This window comes from Streptomyces sp. NPDC092952, assembly GCF_044754785.1.
In the GTDB taxonomy this organism is placed as follows: Bacteria; Actinomycetota; Actinomycetes; order Streptomycetales; family Streptomycetaceae; genus Streptomyces.
On the sequence record NZ_JBIVPT010000025.1, the window covers coordinates 56,255 to 75,850 of the forward strand.

At 74.5% G+C, this 19,596-nt stretch carries 16 protein-coding genes and 1 riboswitch; of the genes, 3 read left to right on the forward strand and 13 right to left on the reverse strand.

The genetic code is table 11. The annotated features are described in order from the left end of the window. Positions 1-15 precede the first annotated feature (15 nt). From ACIQGQ_RS33555 to ribD, 4 genes are read right to left on the reverse strand one after another with little or no spacing between them, the layout of a single operon-like run. Complete coding sequence (locus ACIQGQ_RS33555) at positions 16-1,314, reverse strand: bifunctional 3,4-dihydroxy-2-butanone-4-phosphate synthase/GTP cyclohydrolase II (protein ID WP_402403285.1); 1,299 nt, start codon at positions 1,312-1,314, stop codon at positions 16-18. Beyond that, on the reverse strand, positions 1,311-1,955 hold the full coding sequence (locus ACIQGQ_RS33560) for a nicotinamide riboside transporter PnuC (RefSeq protein ID WP_402403287.1): 645 nt from the start codon (positions 1,953-1,955) through the stop codon (positions 1,311-1,313). Before ACIQGQ_RS33560 ends, ACIQGQ_RS33555 begins: the two co-directional genes overlap by 4 nt. Beyond that, positions 1,952-2,569 carry a riboflavin synthase gene (locus ACIQGQ_RS33565; protein ID WP_402403290.1) on the reverse strand — a complete coding sequence of 206 codons (618 nt, stop codon included), beginning with the start codon at positions 2,567-2,569 and terminating at the stop codon, positions 1,952-1,954. The genes ACIQGQ_RS33560 and ACIQGQ_RS33565 overlap by 4 nt, the downstream gene beginning before the upstream one ends. Beyond that, the gene (gene ribD, locus ACIQGQ_RS33570) at positions 2,570-3,670 is read right to left on the reverse strand and encodes a bifunctional diaminohydroxyphosphoribosylaminopyrimidine deaminase/5-amino-6-(5-phosphoribosylamino)uracil reductase RibD (RefSeq protein WP_402403293.1); all 1,101 of its coding nucleotides are present in this window, start codon (positions 3,668-3,670) and stop codon (positions 2,570-2,572) included. A gap of 161 nt (positions 3,671-3,831) precedes the next feature. Further along, a riboswitch (FMN riboswitch) is annotated at positions 3,832-3,962 on the reverse strand. 255 nt (positions 3,963-4,217) lie between these two features. On the opposite strand from ribD, the gene ACIQGQ_RS33575 reads away from it, so the two are divergent. Continuing rightward, complete coding sequence (locus tag ACIQGQ_RS33575; RefSeq protein ID WP_402403295.1) at positions 4,218-6,557, forward strand: chitinase C-terminal domain-containing protein; 2,340 nt, start codon at positions 4,218-4,220, stop codon at positions 6,555-6,557. Positions 6,558-6,655: 98 nt separating this feature from the next. Here the strand turns inward: ACIQGQ_RS33575 and ACIQGQ_RS33580 are convergent, their stop codons facing one another. After that, the gene (locus ACIQGQ_RS33580; protein WP_402403298.1) at positions 6,656-7,855 is read right to left on the reverse strand and encodes an ROK family transcriptional regulator; all 1,200 of its coding nucleotides are present in this window, start codon (positions 7,853-7,855) and stop codon (positions 6,656-6,658) included. A 145-nt stretch (positions 7,856-8,000) separates the two neighbouring features. Between ACIQGQ_RS33580 and ACIQGQ_RS33585 the strand changes: the two genes are divergently transcribed. Next, on the forward strand, positions 8,001-9,233 hold the full coding sequence (locus ACIQGQ_RS33585) for an MFS transporter (protein ID WP_402403301.1): 1,233 nt from the start codon (positions 8,001-8,003) through the stop codon (positions 9,231-9,233). 172 nt (positions 9,234-9,405) lie between these two features. Continuing rightward, positions 9,406-10,800, forward strand: coding sequence for a uracil-xanthine permease family protein (locus ACIQGQ_RS33590; protein WP_402403304.1), 1,395 nt, complete (start codon positions 9,406-9,408; stop codon positions 10,798-10,800). 31 nt (positions 10,801-10,831) lie between these two features. Here the strand turns inward: ACIQGQ_RS33590 and ACIQGQ_RS33595 are convergent, their stop codons facing one another. The 8 genes from ACIQGQ_RS33595 to ACIQGQ_RS33630 all read right to left on the reverse strand — a co-directional run. Next, entirely contained in the window at positions 10,832-11,734 is a 903-nt protein-coding gene (locus ACIQGQ_RS33595) for an NAD-dependent epimerase/dehydratase family protein (RefSeq protein WP_402403307.1), read from the reverse strand. Then, the gene (locus ACIQGQ_RS33600; RefSeq protein WP_402403310.1) at positions 11,731-12,879 is read right to left on the reverse strand and encodes a cytochrome P450; all 1,149 of its coding nucleotides are present in this window, start codon (positions 12,877-12,879) and stop codon (positions 11,731-11,733) included. Before ACIQGQ_RS33600 ends, ACIQGQ_RS33595 begins: the two co-directional genes overlap by 4 nt. Continuing rightward, positions 12,876-13,652 (reverse strand): glycosyltransferase, encoded by a 777-nt coding sequence (locus ACIQGQ_RS33605; RefSeq protein ID WP_402403313.1) that lies wholly within the window; start codon positions 13,650-13,652, stop codon positions 12,876-12,878. Before ACIQGQ_RS33605 ends, ACIQGQ_RS33600 begins: the two co-directional genes overlap by 4 nt. Next, positions 13,649-15,127, reverse strand: coding sequence for a class I adenylate-forming enzyme family protein (locus ACIQGQ_RS33610; protein WP_402403316.1), 1,479 nt, complete (start codon positions 15,125-15,127; stop codon positions 13,649-13,651). The genes ACIQGQ_RS33605 and ACIQGQ_RS33610 overlap by 4 nt, the downstream gene beginning before the upstream one ends. Next, positions 15,127-15,867, reverse strand: a complete 741-nt coding sequence (locus ACIQGQ_RS33615; protein WP_402403318.1) for a glycosyltransferase family 2 protein — start codon at positions 15,865-15,867, stop codon at positions 15,127-15,129. Before ACIQGQ_RS33615 ends, ACIQGQ_RS33610 begins: the two co-directional genes overlap by 1 nt. After that, a complete protein-coding gene (locus ACIQGQ_RS33620; RefSeq protein WP_402403321.1) occupies positions 15,864-16,892 on the reverse strand; it encodes a 3-oxoacyl-ACP synthase III family protein in 1,029 nt (342 codons plus the stop codon). Before ACIQGQ_RS33620 ends, ACIQGQ_RS33615 begins: the two co-directional genes overlap by 4 nt. A 150-nt stretch (positions 16,893-17,042) precedes the next feature. Further along, positions 17,043-17,978: a GNAT family N-acetyltransferase gene (locus tag ACIQGQ_RS33625; RefSeq protein ID WP_402403323.1), complete on the reverse strand. Its 936-nt coding sequence runs from the start codon at positions 17,976-17,978 to the stop codon at positions 17,043-17,045. Then, positions 17,975-19,596: peptidase C14 (locus tag ACIQGQ_RS33630; RefSeq protein WP_402403326.1), on the reverse strand; the 1,622-nt coding region annotated here is incomplete at its 5' end. The genes ACIQGQ_RS33625 and ACIQGQ_RS33630, both read right to left, overlap by 4 nt.

Genomic DNA, 19,596 nt, shown 5'->3' on the forward strand with positions numbered 1-19,596 from the left:
CCGAGATGGCCGAGATCACTGGTTGCCGCAGGTCGACGCCGTGGCGGCGTCGAGCCAGGGCAGGTCGTGCCCCATGCGGTCGCGCTTGGTGCGCAGGTAGCCCAGATTGTGCTCGCCGGCCTGGACGGGCATCGGTTCCCGGCCGGTGACGGCGAGTCCGTGCCGCAGGATCGCGGCCGTCTTGTCGGGGTTGTTGGTCATCAGCCGCAGACTGCGGACGCCGAGGTCCTCGAGGATCCGGGCGCCGGCCGCGTAGTCCCGGGCGTCGGCGGGCAGGCCGAGCTCCAGGTTGGCGTCGAGGGTGTCGACGCCGCGCTCCTGGAGCTCGTAGGCGCGGAGCTTGGACAGCAGGCCGATGCCCCGGCCCTCGTGGCCGCGCAGATAGACGACGACGCCGCGGCCCTCCTCGGTGATCCGGCGCATGGACGCGTGCAGCTGGGGGCCGCAGTCGCAGCGCTGCGACTGGAAGATGTCGCCGGTCAGGCACTCGGAGTGGACCCTGACCAGCACGTCGTCGCCGTCGCCGAGCTCGCCGTGGACCAGTGCGACGTGCTCGACGCCGTCGGTCGTGGAGCGGTAGCCGTACGCGGTGAACGCGCCGAAGGCGGTCGGCAGCCGTACCTCGGCCTCGCGGCGGACGGTCGGTTCGGAGCTGCGGCGGTAGGCGATCAGGTCCTCGATGGAGATGATCGTGAGGCCGTGCTTGCGGGCGAAGGGGACCAGCTGGGGCAGGCGCAGCATCACCCCGTCCTCGCCGGCGATCTCCACGATGGCCCCGGCGGGGCGAAGTCCGGCGAGCCGGGCGAGGTCGACGGCGGCCTCGGTGTGGCCGTTGCGGACCAGGACGCCGCCGGGGCGGGCACGGAGCGGGAACACATGGCCGGGGCGGACGAAGTCACCGGGACCGGCCTCGCCGCCGGCCAGCAGCCGGAGCGTGGCGGCCCGGTCGGCGGCGGAGATCCCGGTGGTGACGCCGTGGGCGGGGGCGGCGTCGACGGAGACGGTGAACGCGGTGCGCATCGACTCGGTGTTGCGGTCGACCATCTGGGGGAGGTCGAGCCGGTCCAGCTCGTCGCCCTCCATCGGCGCGCAGATCAGGCCGCGGCACTCGCTCATCATGAACGCGACGATCTCGGGGGTGGCCTTCTCGGCGGCGACGACGAGGTCGCCCTCGTTCTCCCGGTCCTCGTCGTCGACGACCACGACGGGCCGTCCGGCGGCGATGTCGCGGATCGCCTGCCCGACCGGGTCCAGGCGCAGGTCCTCGGCGGCCGCGCCGGGTTCCCGGTGCAGCCAGGTGGGCTGGGCGGTCATGCCGTGGCTCCCTTCAGAGCGGGTGTCCGCGAACGCAGCCACCAGTCGCGCATGCCCCACAGGACCAGGGCGCCGTACACGACGTAGATGAGACCGGAGAAGGCGAGCCCACTGTGGAAGTTCAGCGGTACGCCGACGAGGTCGACCAGCAGCCAGGCGAACCAGAACTCGACCATGCCGCGGGCCTGGGCGAGCATCGCGACGAGCGTCCCGGCGAAGATGTACGCGTCCGCCCAGGGGCTCCAGGACAGTGAGGGGAACGCGGTGAACAGGCCGCCGACCGCGAGGGTGCCGAGCGCGGCGCCACCGAGCAGCAGCCCGCGCTCGCGCCAGGTGGCGAACCGTACGGCTATGGAGCCGTCCTGCGCCCGCTGCCGGCCCCGGGTCCACTGCTGCCAGCCCCAGACGGCCACCGCGATGACGATGAGCTGCTTGCCGACGCTGCCCGCCTGCTGCACGGAGACGTTGGCGGCGACCAGGACGACGCCGGAGAGCAGCTGCGCGGGCCAGGTCCAGACGGAGCGGAGCCAGCCGAGCGTCAGCGCGATCAGACCGACGGTGTTGCCGATCATGTCGGACCAGATGATGTGCTGGCCGAAGAGGGTGAACGCCTCCGCGTTCAGCCAGTGCAGAGAGGTCATGACACCGGCTCCTCGGGGTCCCGGGTGGTGTGGCCGAGCAGTCGCTCGACGTACTTCGCGATGACGTCCACCTCCAGGTTGACCGGGTCGCCGGGCTTCTTGATGCCGAGCGTGGTCAGGGCGAGGGTGGTGGGGATGAGGCTGATGGTGAAGTAGTCGGGACCGGCGTCCACCACGGTGAGGCTGACCCCGTCGACGGTGATGGAGCCCTTCTCGACCACGTAGCGGCTCAGCTCCGCGGGGAGGGAGACCTTCACGACCTCCCAGTTCTCGGAGGGCTCGCGGGCGACGATGCGGCCGGTGCCGTCGACGTGGCCCTGGACGATGTGGCCGCCGAGCCTGCCGCCGACCGCCATCGGGCGCTCCAGGTTGACCCGGGAGCCGGTGGCGAGGGCGCCGAGGCTGGACCGGTTCAGGGTCTCGGCCATGACGTCCGCGGTGAACTCCCCGTCGCCGAGCTCGACGACGGTGAGGCAGACGCCGTTGACGGCGATGGAGTCGCCGTGCTTGGCGCCCTCGGTGACCACGGGGCCGCGCAGACGGAAGCGGGAGGCGTCGGCGAGCTGCTCGACGGCGGTGACCTCACCCAGTTCTTCGACAATTCCGGTGAACACTCAGTTTCCCTTCCGGTCGGTGCCGGGGACGGCGGTGATGCGCAGATCGGGGCCGATGCGGACGGTCTCGGTCACATCGAGGCGCAACGCCTCGGCGATGGTGGTGATTCCGGCGTCGGCGAGGGCCGCGGGGCCGGCGCCGAGGAGTACGGGGGCGAGGTAGCCGACGACCTTGTCGACCACGCCCGCGGCGACGAAGGCCCCGGCCAGGGTCGGCCCGCCTTCGAGGAGTACGGAGCGGACGCCGCGCCCGTGCAGGGCCCGGAGCAGGGCGGGCAGGTCCAGGCCGGGGCCGGTGGCGGCGCGGGGCAGCCGCAGGACGGCGTCCGGGGGCAGGTGCCCGGCGTCGGCGTCCTCGGCGACGGCGATCAGGGTGGGGGCGGTGGTGTCGAGGACCCGGGCGCCGGGGCGTACGGCGGTGGCGGCGGTGTCGACGACCACCCGCAGCGGCTGGACGGCGCCCTCGATGCCGCGTACCCCGAGCTGCGGGTCGTCGGTGCGGGCGGTGCCCGAGCCGACCACGACGGCGTCCGCCTCGGCGCGCAGCCGGTGGACGTCGGCGCGGGACTCCGGGGAGCTGATCCAGCGGCTGGTGGTGTCGGCGGCCGCGATCCGGCCGTCGAGGCTCGCCGCGTACTTCCACAGGACGTACGGGCGGCCGAGCCGCACGGAGGTCAGCCAGGCCGCGTTGCCCGCCTCGGCCTCGTCGGCGAGGAGGCCCTGCCCGACCGTGACCCCGGCCGCACGCAGGGTGTCGGCACCGCCGGTGGCCTGCGGGTTCGGGTCGCCGACCGCGTAGACGACCCGGGCGATCCCGGCCTCGACGAGGGCCTGGGCGCAGGGGCCGGTGCGGCCGGTGTGGTTGCAGGGTTCGAGGGTGACGTAGGCGGTTCCGCCGCGGGCCCGGTCGCCCGCCTCGCGCAGGGCGTGGATCTCGGCGTGCGGCCCGCCGGCGCGCCGGTGGAAGCCCTCCCCCGCGAGGCGGCCCGCGGCGTCGAGCACGACGCAGCCGACGACGGGGTTGGGGCTGGTGGAGCCGAGACCTCGGGCGGCGAGTGCGATCGCGCGACGCATGGCGGTGATGTCGGCCGCGGTGTCCACCGGTGTCCTCCTGCCTCTTCGGGCACGGACTCCGGGGCCTGTCGACGACGACAGAAAGAGCGGGAACGCAACGGAGGAACGCCGGAAATGCCGGAAAACACGGATGGAATCGGTCGCCCGAAAACCATCCGCCGACGGCGGCGTACCCGCGAAACGGCCCGCCGCGCACTGCCTCCCATCCGGACTTTAACCGTCGGTCCAGGAATCCCACCTGGTCAACCGGCCGCTGGATGCGGACGGGTCGCGGACTATAACCGCCGGTTCGGAATTGCACCGACCCCGGAGTGCGCTGCTGCTGGTACAGGGCCAGTGTGCCACGGACCGCGGCGGGCCAACCGGCCGGTGCCTGTGGACTGCCTCACAGACCACCCTTCCGGAATCTCCCCGTCCCCCGATGGTCCAGACCTATTGACGCACTGGTCTAGTCCTCTTAATGTCTGCGTCACCTCCGAGGAGCCGTTCCGTGGTGTGCGCACACCCGGGGCATCAACACGACCCACCCCCTTGCAAGTTGTGTGCCGCCGAACCTCCCCGGGAGGAACCGAACGTGCTGTCCCCCACCCGTGCGAGAGCCACCCTGCTCGCCGCCGGCGCCGCCGTCGCCGGACTGCTGATGAGCTCGCTCACCGCCACCCCGTCCGCCGCCGCCGACCAGGAGTCCTGTCGCCCCGACGGGCTCTACGAGACGCCCGGCGTCTCGGTCCCCTACTGCTCCGTGTACGACACCGAGGGCCGCGAGAAGATGGGCGCCGACCACCAGCGCCGGGTCATCGGCTACTTCACCGGCTGGCGGACCGGCAAGGACGGCAAGCCCGCCTACCTCGCCTCCGACATCCCCTGGGACAAGGTCACCCATCTGAACTACGCCTTCGCCCATGTCGACGGCGCCAACAAGCTCTCCGTCGGCTCGGACGGCCCGGACAACCCCGCGACCGGCATGACCTGGCCGGGCGTCGCCGGTGCCGAGATGGACCCGGCCCTCCCCTACAAGGGCCACTTCAACCAGCTCACGAAGTTCAAGAAGAAGTACCCGAACGTGAAGACCATGGTGTCGGTGGGCGGCTGGGCCGAGACCGGCGGCTACTTCGACGACAGCGGCAAGCGGGTCGACTCCGGCGGGTTCTACTCGATGGCGACCAACGCCGACGGCTCGGTCAACCAGGCCGGCATCGACACCTTCGCCGACTCGGCCGTCGCCTTCGTCAAGAAGTACGGCTTCAACGGCGTCGACATCGACTACGAGTACCCGACGACCATGAAGGACTCGGGCAACCCGCTGGACTGGACGCTCTCCAACGCGCGCCGGGCCGGTCTCGTCAAGGGCTACGCCGCGCTGATGAAGACCCTGCGCGAGAAGCTCGACCGGGCCTCGGCCGCCGACGGCACCCACTACCTGCTGAGCGTGGCGGCGCCCTCCTCCGGCTACCTGCTGCGCGGCATGGAGACCTTCCAGGTCCAGAAGTACCTGGACTACGTCAACATCATGTCGTACGACCTGCACGGCGCCTGGAACGAGTACGTCGGCCCGAACGCGGCGCTGTACGACGACGGCAAGGACGCCGAGCTCGCCCAGGCGGGCGTCTACTCCACCGCGCAGTACGGCGGCGTCGGCTACCTCAACACCGACTGGGCGTACCACTACTTCCGCGGCTCGATGCCGGCCGGCCGGATCAACATCGGGCTGCCGTACTACACCCGCGGCTTCAAGAACGTACAGGGTGGCACCGACGGACTGTGGGGCCGGGCCGCCACCACCGACTGCCCGGCCGGCGCGGGGCTGACCAAGTGCGGTGACGGCGCGGTCGGCATCGACAACCTCTGGCACGACCAGGACGCCGACGGGAAGGAGTCGCCGGCCGGCTCCAACCCGATGTGGCACGCGAAGAACCTGGAGAAGGGCGTCGTCGGGGACTACGTCACGGACTACGGCTTCCCCGCCGGCACCAAGCTGACCGGCACCTACGCCCGCAAGTACGACTCGACGCTGGTCGCGCCCTGGCTGTGGAACGCCGAGAAGAAGGTCTTCCTCTCCACCGAGGACGAGCAGTCGGTCGCCGCGAAGGTGAAGTACGTCGTCGACCAGGGCATCGGCGGCACCATGATCTGGGAGCTGGCGGGCGACTACGGCTGGAACGCCGCCAAGGGCCAGTACGAGCCGGGCTCGACGCTGACCTCGACGATGTACGACACGTTCAAGTCGGCGGCCCCGTACGGCGCGAAGCGCTCCACCATCGAGCTGCCCACCGAGGCGCTGGACATCGACGTGTCGTTCGGCCAGTTCCCGCTCGGCGACTCCAACTACCCGATCAGCCCCAAGCTGACGATCACCAACCACACGAAGGCGACGCTGCCCGGCGGCACGGAGTTCCAGTTCGACTACGCCACCTCGGCGCCCGCCAACGCCAAGGACCAGTCAGGCTTCGGCACCACGATCGTGCGCAGCGACCACCCGGGCACGGGCAACGCGGGCGGGCTCAAGGGCGACTACAACCGGGTCGCGCTGAAGCTGCCCGGCTGGCAGAGCCTGGCCCCGGGCGCATCGGTGCAGCTGGACTTCGTCTACTACCTGCCCACCTCCACCCCGTCGAACTGGACGGTGACCTTCGGCGGGAAGTCCTACGCGCTCGCCGCCGACCTGGCACGCGGCACCACCGTGGTCGAGCCGGGCACCGGCACCTCGCCCACGCCCGACCCGTCGACCAGCCCGACCCCGGGCCCCGGCGGCGGCAGCTGCACCGCCACCGCCTGGTCCGCGACCGCCGAGTACGGCACGGGCACGACGGTCGCCCACGCCGGGCACCAGTGGAAGGCCAAGTGGTGGACGAAGGGCGAGACGCCCGGCTCCACCGGTGACTGGGGGGTCTGGCAGGACCTCGGCGCCTGCTGACCCGCCTCCCCGTGACCGCCCGGCGGTGACCGGTTCGCCCCCGGTCGCCGCCGGGCCCCTTCGCGTCCGGGGCCGGGCCGTGCGGCTCGTCCCGCGGCTCAGGCCGTCGAGCCGAAGAGGTCGTCCTGGGCCGCGTCGCGGGCCGCCAGCAGGGCGCCGCGGAGGACCGCGCCGCCACCCAGCCGCCCGGCCCTGACCTCGGTGCGCAGCGGCGACATGGCGGCCAGCCGCCCCTCGACGCGGGCCGCGAGCGCGCCTCCGCCCGCGTGGCCGACCTCGCCCGCCAGCACCACGCAGCCCGGGTCGAGAACGGCGGCGATGGCGGCGGCCCCGACCGCGAGGCGCCCGGCGAGCTCGTCCAGGAACGCGTCGGCGTCCCCCGCCCCGGCCAGTGCGGCCCGGACCGCGAAGGCCGCGGCCGGCTCCTTGCCCTCCTCCTCGCTCCCCCCGGTGTCGAGGGGCACCGCGATGCCGTGGGCGGTGGCCAGTTCGCAGACCGGGGCGGAGCCCACCAGCGAGTGGAAGCCCCCCTCGCAGTTGAGCGCCGACGGGGTGGCGGTGATGCCGGGCACCGGCATGAAGCCGATCTCGCCCGCACCGCCGGAGGCCCCCCGGCGCAGCCTGCCGTCCAGCACGACGGCGGCGCCCACACCGTGGCCGAGCCAGAAGAGCACGAAGGTGTCCTGGCCGACGGCCGCGCCGTCGCGGTGCTCGGCGACGGCGGCGAGGTTGGTCTCGTTCTCGACCAGCACGGTCGCGGGCAGCCGCTGCTGGAGCACCCGGACCAGCCGCCGGTGCCAGGCGGGCAGCCCGGTGGTGTCGCGCAGTTCGCCGGTGGCCGGGTCGATCAGGCCGGGCGCGCCGATGCCGACGCTGTGCAGCGGCCCGGCCCCCGCCTTCCGGGCGGTGCGCTCCAGGAGCGCGGCGGCCTGCTCGGCGGCGGCCTCGGTGGCGGTGTCGCCGCCGATCGGCAGGGTCGCCTCGGCGAGCGTGGTGCCGAGCAGGTCGGCGACGACCACCGCGACGCTGCCGGTGCGTACGTCGAGGGCGGCGAGGTGGGCGCGGTCGGCGACGATCCCGTACAGCCGGGCGTTGGGGCCCCGGCGCCTGGCGCCGGTCTCGCCGACGACCCGGATCAGCCCGGCGCCCTGGAGGCGTTCGACCAGGTCGGCGACGGTGGGCCGGGAGAGGCCGGTCAGTGTCTTCAGCTGCGCGGCCGTCAGCGGGCCGTCCTGTTGGAGCAGTCCCAGGGCGAGCCGGTCGTTGATGGCCCGTGCGGTGCTCGGTGATGCGGGCATGCCGGGATCCTTCCAGATCTCCGTAGCACCGGAGTGCCCGGCGCACTATTTATCAGGCAGGGTTCCTGATAGTTTACGGCCCGCACCGTGCACACGGGCACCGGACCACCGGCAGCGGAACGTTTCCAAGGGAGGGCACGGCGGTATGACAGCGGATTCCACCGACACGGAGTTCGGGACGAAGCAGGTGGTACGGGCCAGATACGCCGTCGCCGCCGTGTTCACCGTGCACGGCGCGGTGACCGGCAGCTTCGCCACCCGGGTGCCCTGGATCCAGGAGCATGCCGGGATCGGCGCCGGTCAGCTCGGCCTCGCGCTCGCCTTTCCCGCCATCGGCGCCTCGCTCGCCATGCCGCTGGCCGGTGCGATCAGCCACCGGCTGGGCGCCAGGACCGCGCTGCGCGCGCTGCTCGCCCTGTGGACGCTGGCACTGGTGCTGCCCGCGCTGGCGCCCAACCTGCTGACGCTGTGCGCGGCGCTCCTGGTGTACGGGGCGACGGCCGGCATGTCGGACGTGGCGATGAACGCCCTGGGCGTCGAGGTGGAGAACCGCCTCGACAAGTCGATCATGTCGGGGCTGCACGGGATGTGGAGCGTGGGCGCGCTGCTCGGCTCGGCGGCGGGCACGGTCGCCGCGCATCTGGGCACCGACGCCCGGCTGCACCACACGGTGGCCGCCCTGGTCCTCACCGCGCTGGGCCTGATCGCCTGCCGGAACGTACTGGACCTGCGCGGCGAGCCGGACGAGGAGCCGCCGCCGCGCTTCACGCTGCCGCCGAGGTCGGCGCTGATCATCGGCGCGGTGGGCTTCTGCGCGGTGTTCGCCGAGGGCGCCAGCCTGGACTGGTCGGCGGTCTACCTCCGGGACGTCATGGACACCTCCGCCGGGCTCGCCGCGGCCTCCACCACGGCGTTCGCGCTGACCATGGCGGTCGCCCGGATCGCCGGCGACAAGGTGGTGGACCGCTTCGGCGCGGTCCGGACGGTGCGGGCCGGCGGCGCCCTCGCGACGGTCGGCGGGCTGCTCGTGGTGGCCTCGCCCGACGCGGTGCTCGCGATGTGCGGCTTCGGGCTGCTGGGGCTCGGGGTGGCCGTGGTCGTCCCGCTGGCCTTCGCCGCCGCCGGGCGCAGCGGGCCGAACCCGAGCCAGGCGATCGCGGGTGTCGCCACGATCACGTACACCTCGGGGCTGATCGCCCCGTCCGCGATCGGTTCGCTGGCCCAGGCGACCTCGCTGGTGGTCTCCTTCGGGCTGGTGACGGTCCTGGCCTTCGGGCTGGTGCTGGGGGCCGGGGTGCTCCGGGCGGGCGACCGCCGGGCGGTGGCGTCCGGGAACGCCGGTGCCCCGGAGGCGGCGGCCACCGAACCGCGCGGCTGAGCCGCCCGTCCGGCCGGTCCGCTCCCGGCCGGACGGCGCCGGCCTGCTCGAAAGCGGCGCCCCGCCGCGAGCACGCCGGGAACCGGCATTACCATGGCGCTGATCATTTCAGCGGTAGCGACGTGCCCATCGAGGCAATCCGTTCCGCGCCTACACACATCAGGGAGCGACCATGGGCCTCGGCGTGCGCTGGACCTTGCACGGCGACGGGAAGACCCCCGCACCGGGGGCCGTGGTGCGGCCCGACGAACGGCTGTCGTGGCCGCGTACGTTCGGGCTGGGCGCGCAGCACGTGGTCGCGATGTTCGGCGCCTCGTTCGTCGCCCCGGTCCTGATGGGCCTGGACCCGAACCTGGCGATCATGATGTCGGGTGTCGCGACGGCCATCTTCCTGCTGGCCACGCGCGGCCAGGTGCCCAGCTACCTGGGCTGTTCGCTCTCCTTCGTCGGTGTCGCGGCGACGATCCGGGCCAGTGGCGGCAGCAGTGCCACGGTCACCGGCGCGGTCTTCGCCGTCGGCGTGGTGCTCTTCCTGGCCGGTCTGGCCGTGCAGCGCTTCGGCGCCCGGATCATCCACGCGGCCATGCCGCCGGTCGTCACCGGCGCGGTCGTGATGCTGATCGGCTTCAACCTGGCGCCGGTGACCGCGTCGACCTACTGGCCGCAGGACCAGTGGACGGCCCTGCTGGTGATGCTGTTCACCGGATTGGCCGTGGTGTGCCTGCGCGGATTCTTCTCGCGCATCGCGATCTTCCTCGGCCTGGTCTTCGGGTACGCGCTGTCCTGGGTCCTCGACCGGGTCTTCGGCAAGATCCACTCCCCGGCGGGCGGTGCCGAGGCGGTGGACCACTGGCGGCTGGACCTGTCCGGGGTCGCCAAGGCGGACTGGATCGGGCTTCCCTCCTTCCACGCGCCGAGCTTCGAGTGGTCGGCGATCCTGGTCGCCCTGCCGGTGGTCATCGCGCTGATCGCGGAGAACGCCGGGCACGTGAAGGCGGTCGGCGAGATGACCGGCGCCTCGCTGGACGACAAGCTCGGCACCGCCATCGCCGCCGACGGCGCCGCGTCGATGCTGTCGACCGCGGTGGGCGGCCCGCCGAACACCACGTACTCGGAGAACATCGGCGTGATGGCCGCGACCCGGGTCTACTCCACCGCCGCGTACTGGGCCGCCGCCTGCTTCGCCCTGCTCTTCGGCCTCTGCCCGAAGTTCGGCGCGGTCGTCGCCGCCATCCCGGGCGGGGTGCTCGGCGGCATCACCGTCATCCTCTACGGCATGATCGGCCTGCTGGGCGCCCAGATCTGGCTGAACGCCAAGGTCGACCTGCGCAACCCGCTCAACCTGGTTCCGGCCGCGGCGGGCATCATCATCGGCGTCGGCGGGGTCAGCCTGAAGATCACCGACAACTTCGAGCTGAGCGGGATCGCGCTCGGCACCATCGTCGTGATCACCGGCTACCACGTGCTGCGCGCCTTCGCCCCGGCGCACCTCAAGACCCAGGAGCCCCTGCTGGACTCGGGCACCTCGGCGTACGACTCGGGGTCGTCGAAGGACTCGGACCGCTAGGCCCTGCCTCGAAGCGTGCCCGCTCCCCCGCTCAGGGGAGCGGCTCGTAGTCCGCGAGGGAACGCCCGGCCGTCCACCCCCGCGACTCGGCCCTGGACACGTCCAGGACCACGGAGTGCGCCAGCTGGTCCACGGCGTAGCGGGTGAGCGGCGGGTCCGCGTGCGGGCGCAGCCGGGCCAGTGCCTCGGCGGCGCCCGCGACCGCGCGGGCCACCGGCAGCGGGACGTGGGCGACGCGCGCACGGACCCCGTGGGCGCGCAGGACCGTGCGGACCGCCTCGTCCCGGTCGTACGGCACCGGGTCGGCGATGTTGTACGCGCCGGACGGCCAGTCGGCGGCCAGCAGGCAGGCGTCGGCGAGGTTCTCGACGGCGGTCAGGCTGAGGCGGACGCTGGGGCCGGGCAGCGTCAGCAGCCCGCGGCGGACACGGGACAGCAGCCGGGGCACCAGATGCGGGTCCCCGGCACCGTAGACCGCCCTCGGCCGCAGCACCACGGCGCCCGCGGCGAGTGCCAGCGCCTCGCCGGCGGCCTTGGTCCGGCCGTACGCGTTCAGGTGCCCGCGCACGGGATGGTCCTCGGCGACCCTGGAGCGCCCGGGGCCGGGGGCGTAGACGCTGGCGCTGCTCACCCACACCACCGGCCGGCCGGCGGCGGCCCGGAGCAGCCGGGCCGTGCCGTCGACGTTGACGGCCCGCATGGCGGCCTCGGCCGGGGAGCCGGGCACGGGGTCGCCGACGGCCGCCGCGCAGTGCACGACGAGGTCGGCGCCGGACAGGTCCGGCATCCCGCACGCGGCGTCCCAGGGAACGTGCCGGCCGGCCGGGCCGGGGCGCCGGCCGACGCACAGGACCTCGAAGCCGCGGGCGGCGGCCCCGGTGGCGACGTGCGAGCCGCAGAAGCCGCTCGCACCGGTGACGGCGATCGTGGTCACGGGTTCTCCGGGGATCGGCGGGCGGCGGCGGCCCGGACGGTGAGCGAGCGCCAGCCCGGCAGGGCGGCGGCCCGGTCCACCCGGGCGCGCCGGACCTCGGGGCGGTGCGGGGCGAGCGCGGCGAGGGTGTCGTCGAGCTGGGCGCGGGCCAGCCGGGCGCCGGGGCAGGCGTGGGCACCGGCACCGAAGACGAGCCGGGCCACGGCGGGCGGGGCCGGGTCGCGGGTGTCGGGCAGCCGGTCGTGGGCCCGCGCGGCGTGCCGTGCCATCAGGACCAGGCGGTCCCCGGCCCGGACCGGGCGGCCGTCCAGCTCCGCGTCGGCCGCCGCCACACGGGGCAGCAGCGGTGAGGGGGCGGTCACCCGCAGCACCTCGCCCACCAGCGCCGGGCGCAGCCGGTCGTCGGCCGCCTCGTCCCAGAGGTCCGCGTCGGCGCACCAGGCGGCGGCGCGCGGGAGCACGGCGACGGTGGTGTTGACGGCGGCGACCGCGAGCGCGGCCCGCAGGGCCGGTTCGGCCGTCCCGCCGGAGACCGGGGCGAGCAGTGCCTCCAGCCGGGCGGTCGCCGCCGCGGCGGCCCGTGCGGCGCCCGGCGGCCGGGGGCCGGGCAGGTGGCCGCGTACGGCGGCGGCCGCCACCTCGGCGGCCGCCCGGGCGACGGCCTCCGGGTCGCCGGTCGTGTCCAGCAGCGCGCGGACGGTGGCCCCGGCCAGTTCACGGGCCAGCGGTACGAGGTCGATCTCCCGGCCCGCGTGGAGCGGGGCGAGGCGGCGCTCCAGGACGTCCCGCCACACCGGGCGCAGCCGCTCCACCCCCGCCGCGCCGAGGTCTGCGGCGAGACCGCGCCGGGCGGTGCGGTGTCCCGCGCCCTCCTGGTCGAACAGCGTGCCGCCCTCGGAGAGTTCGCGGGCGGTGCCGCCGGTGGTGCCGGCGGCGGTGCGGTCCAGCGGGATGCGGGTGAGGGCCTGCCGGTAGGGCTCGGTGCCGCTGACCAGGACCGTGCCGCCGATCCGGACGACCGCGCGGCGGCGGGCGGCGGCGAGGAGGGCGAACAGCACGGGGTGGGAGCGGGTGTACACCCGCCGGTCGCGGCGCCGGGCGGCCCGGAGCGCGGCGGTGCCGGGAGTCGTGGGGACCGTACTCATCTGACGTGCACCTCCTTCGGGTCGGCGGGTCGGTAGCGGCGGTCCCAGCACCACAGCAGGGTCCGGCGGGCGCCCCAGGCCCGCAGCCGGCGCAGGCTGGTGTGCACCACCATCCGTTCGGCCCGTGCGATCCGGTCGCTGTGTTCGCGCGCCCGGTTGAGGAGGACGACGTCCTCGGGCGGTCCCTCCAGGGGGATCCGGGGCGCTCCGCCGCAGCGCAGGTAGAGCGCGGCCGTGATGGCGAGGTTGTGGCCGTGGCACAGCACGTAGGGCGCGCGGTGGCGCGGGTCCCGGTGCGCGGCGCGGTAGCGCCCGTACAGGGCGGTCGCCCTGATCACCGCCGGGAGGAGGTAGCGCTCGGCGGGTGAGGGCCGCTCGTCCCGGCGCGGCAGGCTGCGGCCGCAGGCCATCTCCGTGCCGCGCGCGAACTCCCGGCGCGCGGCGGCGATCCAGTCGGCGGCGGGCAGGCAGTCGGCGTCCGTGCGGACGAGCAGTTCGGCGCCGTGCGCGGCGGCGTACCGGAATCCGGTGTCGACGGCGGCGCCGGTGCCGCGCTCCTCCTCCCGGACGAGGTGCACGGGGAAGGGCGCGCCCGCGGCGAAGCGGTGGACGGCGGCGGCGGTCGCGTCGGTGGAGGCGTTGTCCACGACGACGAGGGCGAAGCGGGTGTCGGTCTGGGCGGCGAGAGCGGCGAGGGTGGCGCCGATTCCGGCCTCCTCGTTGTACGCGGGCACCACGGCCCACAGCCGGGGCGCGGCGTCGGGCGCGGTCATCCCCGGCTCCGTCCGGCCAGGGACCGGGCGGCGAGGCGGGCGGTCGCGGCGCGGTCGGGTTTCAGGGAGCGGCCGGAGAGCGGGACGTCGGCGAGCAGCACCGCGTCCGGCCGGGCGGTTCCCATCCGCTCCAGCGGTCCGTCCAGGGCCGCCCGCAGCGCGGCGCGGTCGGCCCCGGGCACCGGCTGGACGACGGCGACGAGGCGCTCGTCGCCGTCCCCGGCCGGTACGCCCACCAGCAGGGCCAGTTCGACGCCGGGCACGTGCAGTCCCGGCTCGTAGAGGCCGGGATAGATGTTCTCCGCGTGGCGCAGGACCATGTCCTTGCGGCGGCCTTCGAGGACGATCCGGCCGTCGTCGAGGCGGGCCCGGTCACCGGTGGCGACCCAGGGGTCCGGGTCCTCGCCGAGGTAGCGGTCGCGGGCGGCGGGGCCGGACAGCAGCAGTTCGCCGGCGGCGTCGGTCCTGGCCGCCACTCCGGGCAGGGGCGGGCCGACCAGGTCGCCGTCGCCGGTGAAGGCGGCCTTGTCGGCCTGCTCGACGGCCGCGGCGGGGAACAGTTCGGTCAGGGCGTAGACGCCCCACGCCTCGTCGGCGCCGGCGCGCTTGACGCGGGTGAGGAGGTCGGTGCCGGCCGGGGCCGATCCGGTCCACACCCGGCCGGTGAACCGTCCGCCCGCGGCCAGCAGCCGCCGGATCTGCGGCGGTGTCAGATAGGTGGCCTGCGGGGCGAGCCGGTTCAGCTGGCGGCGCAGAACGGGTGCGGAGCGGGCGGGGAGCGCGACGGGGGCTCCGCTCGCGAGGGACGGCAGGAGGACGAAGAAGGTGCCGCCGAGGACGGGGCGCCCGGCTTGCGGCCGGACCAGTCCGGCCACCGTGGCCATCCCGGCGGCGAGCGAGGAACGGGTGTGGACGACCGCCCGGGGCCGTTGGGTGGTGCCCGAGGTGAACACGACGACGGCGTCGCCGTCCTCGTCCACCGGGGGCGGCGGCGGCGCGGTCCGGCGGCCGGTCCCCAGGGCGGGGGCGCAGCCGGGCAGCCGGGGGCCGAGAGTGGCGACCGGTCCCAGCTCCGCGAGGTCGGGCAGGGCCAGGCGGGCCTGGCGGGCGAGCGGCCGGGCCCAGCCGGCGACGGCCTGGGCGGTGGCGTCGGCGAGGACGAGTTCGGGGCGGGCCAGGGCGAGCCGGGCGCGCAGCACGTCCGGTCCGGCGCCGGGGTCGAGCACGGCGGCCCGGGCGCCGAGCCGGTGGACGGCGAGCATCACGGCGAGGGCCCGGGGGCCGGGCCGGACGGCGACGCCGACGGTGCTGCCGCGTCCGATGCCCCGCCCGTGCAGGGCGGCGGTGTACAGGTCGGCGAGGTCGGCCAGGTCACCGGAGGTGACCCTGGTGCGGACGGCGCCGGTCCGGGTGGTGCCGAGGACGGCGGGCCGGTCGGGGTGGCGGCGCAGGGTGTGCGCGAGGGTGTCGAGCATCAGCGGGGGTCCTCCCCGTGGCGGCCGGGCCCCTTGCCGAGGTACCAGCGGGCGGTGCCGAGGAGGCCGTAGGCGCGCAGTCGGCGGGTGGAGTTCTCCACGACCATGTCGCGGGCGTGGACGATGGCGGTGGTGTGGCGGCGCACCCGGTTGAGGAAGAGCCGGTCGGTGGGTGAGGGGCGGCGGGGCATGCCGCCGACGGTTTCGTAGAGCGCGGCGGTGACGGCCATGTTGTTGCCGGCGTGCATCCGGTACGGGGCGAGGTAGCCGTGGCGGCGGTGGTGGGCGGGGCGTATCCGGCCGAAGGACGCGGCGACGCGCACCAGCGCGCGGAAGGCGGCGCGGCCGAGCGGCCCGTGCTCGTCGCGGCGGGCGTCGATGCGTCCGCACACCAGCCCCGCACCGGCCGCCAGGGCCGTGCGGGCACCGGCGGTCCAGCCGGGGTGCGGCAGGCAGTCGGCGTCGGTGCGGGCCAGGAGGGTGGCGCCGTGCCCGATCGCGTACCGGAATCCGGTGTCGACGGCGCAGCCGACGCCCTTCTCCGGTTCGCGCAGGACGTGGACGGGGAAGGGTGCGCGGCGGGCGAAGTCGCGGGCGACGGCGGCGGTGTCGTCATCGGAGGCGTTGTCCACGACGACGAGGGTGAAGTCGCGGTCGCGCTGGTCCGCGAGCGCGTCCAGGGTGGCACCGATCCGGGTGGCCTCCCGGTGGGCGGGGACCACCACCCACAGCGTGCTCATGCCTTCTCCCAGACCATCGTCATGATGCTCACGCCGCCGCCCAGGCCGACGAACAGGACCCGGTCGCCGGGGCGCAGCCGGCTGTGGACGCGGTCGAGCTGCACGCCGAGCGTGGCGCTGGCCATGTTGCCGAGTTCGGGGACCGTGACGACGAGCCGGTCGCGGGGGACGCCGGTGAGCTCCACGAACCGGTCCAGGTAGGCCACGGTGACCTGGTGCACCAGCACGTACCGGAAGTCGTCCCACGCCGGCCCCGTACGGTGCCGCACCCGGTCGAGCACCGAGGTGCCGACCTTCTCGAACACCTCGCGCAGTTCGCCGCCGTCGCCGTGGAAGTAGGTGTGCTCGTCCCCGCGGGGGTGGCGCGAGCCGCCGCCGAAGATGCCGCCGACCGGCCAGTGCTCGGAGCGGGTCTCGGTGTCCACGTCGAGGATGCCGCCCCGGTCCACCGCTTCCAGGACGACGGCGGCTCCCGCGTCGCCGAAGGTGTAGCCCGCGAATCCGTCGCGGAGCTGGCCGGGGCCGGACGGGGCGTGGCGGACCGCTCGGCTCGGGGTCTCCCCGGTGACGACCAGGGCCCGGCGGGCCCGGCCGGCGAGGATCATCGCCCGTGCCGTGTCGATGCCGTTGAGGAAGCTGTTGCACGCGTTCGTCACGTCCAGCGCGTGGGCCCGGGAGCCGAGCTGGGCCTGGACGATGTGGGCGGTCGCCGGCTCGACGACGTCCCGGGTGGCGGAGGCGAAGACCAGCAGGTCCACGTCGTACGGGGTGAGCCCGGCCCGCTCCAGCGCCGTGCGCCCGGCCCGTACCGCGAACGTCGAGGCGTACTCGTCCTCCGAGGCCACCCGGCGTGCGGTGATGCCGGTGGCCCGTTCGAGCATCCGGGCCGGCAGGGACAGTCCGGAGGCCGCGGCGATCCGCTCCTGCAACTGTCCTGAGGTCACTTCGAGTTCCGGAAGGCAGGAGGCCACGGCCGTGATGCCCGCCCGGCGCACCGGTCCGGAGACAGCGTGTTCGATATGCATGGGCCGGATGCTACGAGCGGCGCGGGACGGTCCACCTGAGCGCTGGTACTCACTCGTACTCAGCCGGATCCGGCCGTCGGCCGGGACGGCCGGCCCCGGGTCCGCCGTCCTCGGGAGGACCGGGGCGGCGGGATCCTACCGCGCCGGAGGTCAGAAGCAGTCGCCGTACCAGTGGACCGCGCCGGGCGCGGTGACCGTGGCGCGGACGGCCGGGGCCGGGGCGAGGAGCGGACGGGCCATGCCCACGTACTCCGTCGTCCGCCGGGCGTCCGCCAGCAGGCGGGGCAGGGCGGCGGCGGTGCCCGGTCCGTCGGGGAGCCGCACCCGGGCCCGGTCGAGCCCGGCCGCGCGGCCCCGTTCCCCGGCGGCGGCCAGCAGTGCGCCCAGGCACTCCGGGGCTCCCGCGAACTCCCGTACCTCCAGCCACTCCTCCTCGTGCCGGGCCACCAGCCAGCCGGCGGGCGCCCCGGTGCGGGGGTCCTCGGCCACCAGTGTCCCGTCGAGCGGGCCGTACCAGGCGGGCACCCGCACCGCCCAGTCCTCGGCCGACCGGACCGTGCTGAGCGGCCGGTCCGCGTTGTACGCCCGGTGCAGCGCGGCCACCTCCGGGGCGTCCGGGGCGGTGGCCGCGCGGACCCGGAACTCCCCGGTGGCCGGCGCGGGGGCGAGCCGCCCCTCGACGACCCCGCTGCCGAACTCCTCCCATCCCGAGCCCCGGTAGACCCCCGGTGTGCCGGTGAACAGCAGCGACCAGGCGCAGCCCTCGGCCCGCATGGTGCGCTCCGCCGCCGCCAGCAGCAGCCGCACCAGTCCCCGGCCCCGGGCCTCGGGGCGGGTGGCCACGCTGCCGATGCCGCCGACCCTGTGCGGGGCGCCGTCCGCGTCGCGGATCGTCCTCGGTACGTAGACGACGACCGCGTCGAGCACGCCCTCCCCGGCGCCCGGCACGACGAAGGTGTGCCGGTACCGGTCCGGGTCCAGGGCGTGCAGGGCGGTGATCTGCGGGGCGTCGAAGCACCGCCGCCACAGGGCGGCCAGGGCCGGGTCGTCGGCCGGGACGGCGGTGCGGACGGCGGCGGGGGTCACAGGATCAGGTTTCCTTCCGTGCGGGCCGTGGTGCCGTCGTCCGGCATCGCGACGCGCTTCGTGCCGTCCTCGACGCAGGCGGTGTGCAGGGCCGAGGCGAGCGCGCCGGGGGCGAGGTGGAGGGTGCCGCCGGTGAAGCGGTTGCCGGTCGCCAGGTAGTGGTTGGTGCCGTCGGCGATGCGGACATGGGCGGTCGCGGTGTCGGTGGTGCTGCTGAGGCCGGTGAGGTCCCAGGTCACCTTTCCCGGACCGGCCGCGCGGCCGAGCAGCGCACCGGCCCGGTTGCGGCCGGTGAGCCGGGCCCCGCCGGTGACGGTGATCCGCTGGTCGCGCACGGCGCTGAGTTCGATGCCGGTGTTCTCGTAGCGTCCGCCGTCGATGGTGAGGTCGGCCGAGCCGACGGAGAGCGGGGCGGCGTCCTCTGCCCCGGTGACGGTGCAGTCGGTGAGGCGGACCGGCCCGGCCCCGCGCAGCACCGCGCCGTCGACGCCGGTAAAGGCGCAGCGGACGAAGTGGACGGGGGCGGTGACCGGGGTCTGGACGAGCACGCTGCCCGCGGGGAGGTCGAAGGAGCAGTCGCTGACGGTGGTGGGCCGGGTGGAGCGGGCGGAGCGCTGGGCGACGGCGAAGGTCTTCGCGGTGCAGCCGCGCACCTGGGCCCCGTCGGCGTTGACGGTCAGGGTGCCCGCCTGGTCGAAGGTGGGGCGGGCGATCACCGTCACGTCCTCCAGGGTCAGGTCGGTGATCTTCGTGTTGGCCACGAACCAGGAGCAGACGTGCCGGCGCACGGTGATCCGTTTGGCCGAGATCCCCCACTGGGCACCGGAGTTGGCAATGTCCATCAGTCCGGAGTTGCCGTCGAAGAGGAGGTCGTGCTCGTACTGCCCGTGGGTGGTGAAGGGGTTGCCGCCGGCGTCGTCGCCGTCGCCGTGGCAGTTCACGACGGTGCAGTAGGCGGAGGCGGTGAGGTCGTTGAGGTGGCGCACATTGCTGGTGGTGCAGTCCGCGACCCGTCCGTACAGGCAGTAGATCTGCTGGGTGAGGTACCCGGCGCCGCCGTACTCGACGGTGGGCGGGTTCTTCAGGGAGCACTCCTCGGTGCGGAAGCGGGTGCACCAGCGGCGCATGACGACCGGCCAGAAGGTGCCGGTGGCGTGGATGCCGGAGACGTCGCAGCCCACCGCGTACTCGTAGCTGACCGGGTGCGAGCCGGTGTACTCGTCGGGGCCCGCGCCCTCGAAGACCATGTTGCGGACATGGCTGTTGCGGACGGGTTCGACGCGGGTCCAGGTCAGGGTGCGGCCGGCGGCGAGCTCCCAGCCGTTGAGGTAGCCGACGCGGACGTGGGTCGCGTCGACGATCTCGGTGATCTCGACGAGCTTCTGGAGTTCGCGTTCGTCGCGTCCGCCGCCCTCGACCGGGGCGACCTGGACGGTCCACCACTGGCCGACCCGGAACGCCTTGGCGTCGGGGACCGGGAAGGTGTCGGTCAGCTCGATCACCGTGGCTGCGAGCGGGTGGCTGACGGTGGTGTCGGTGACGGTGCCGCGGAAGGAGAGGACGGCGCCGAAGGGGTTGTCGTGGGTGTTCTTCTCGATGCCTTCGGTGCGTATGCGGT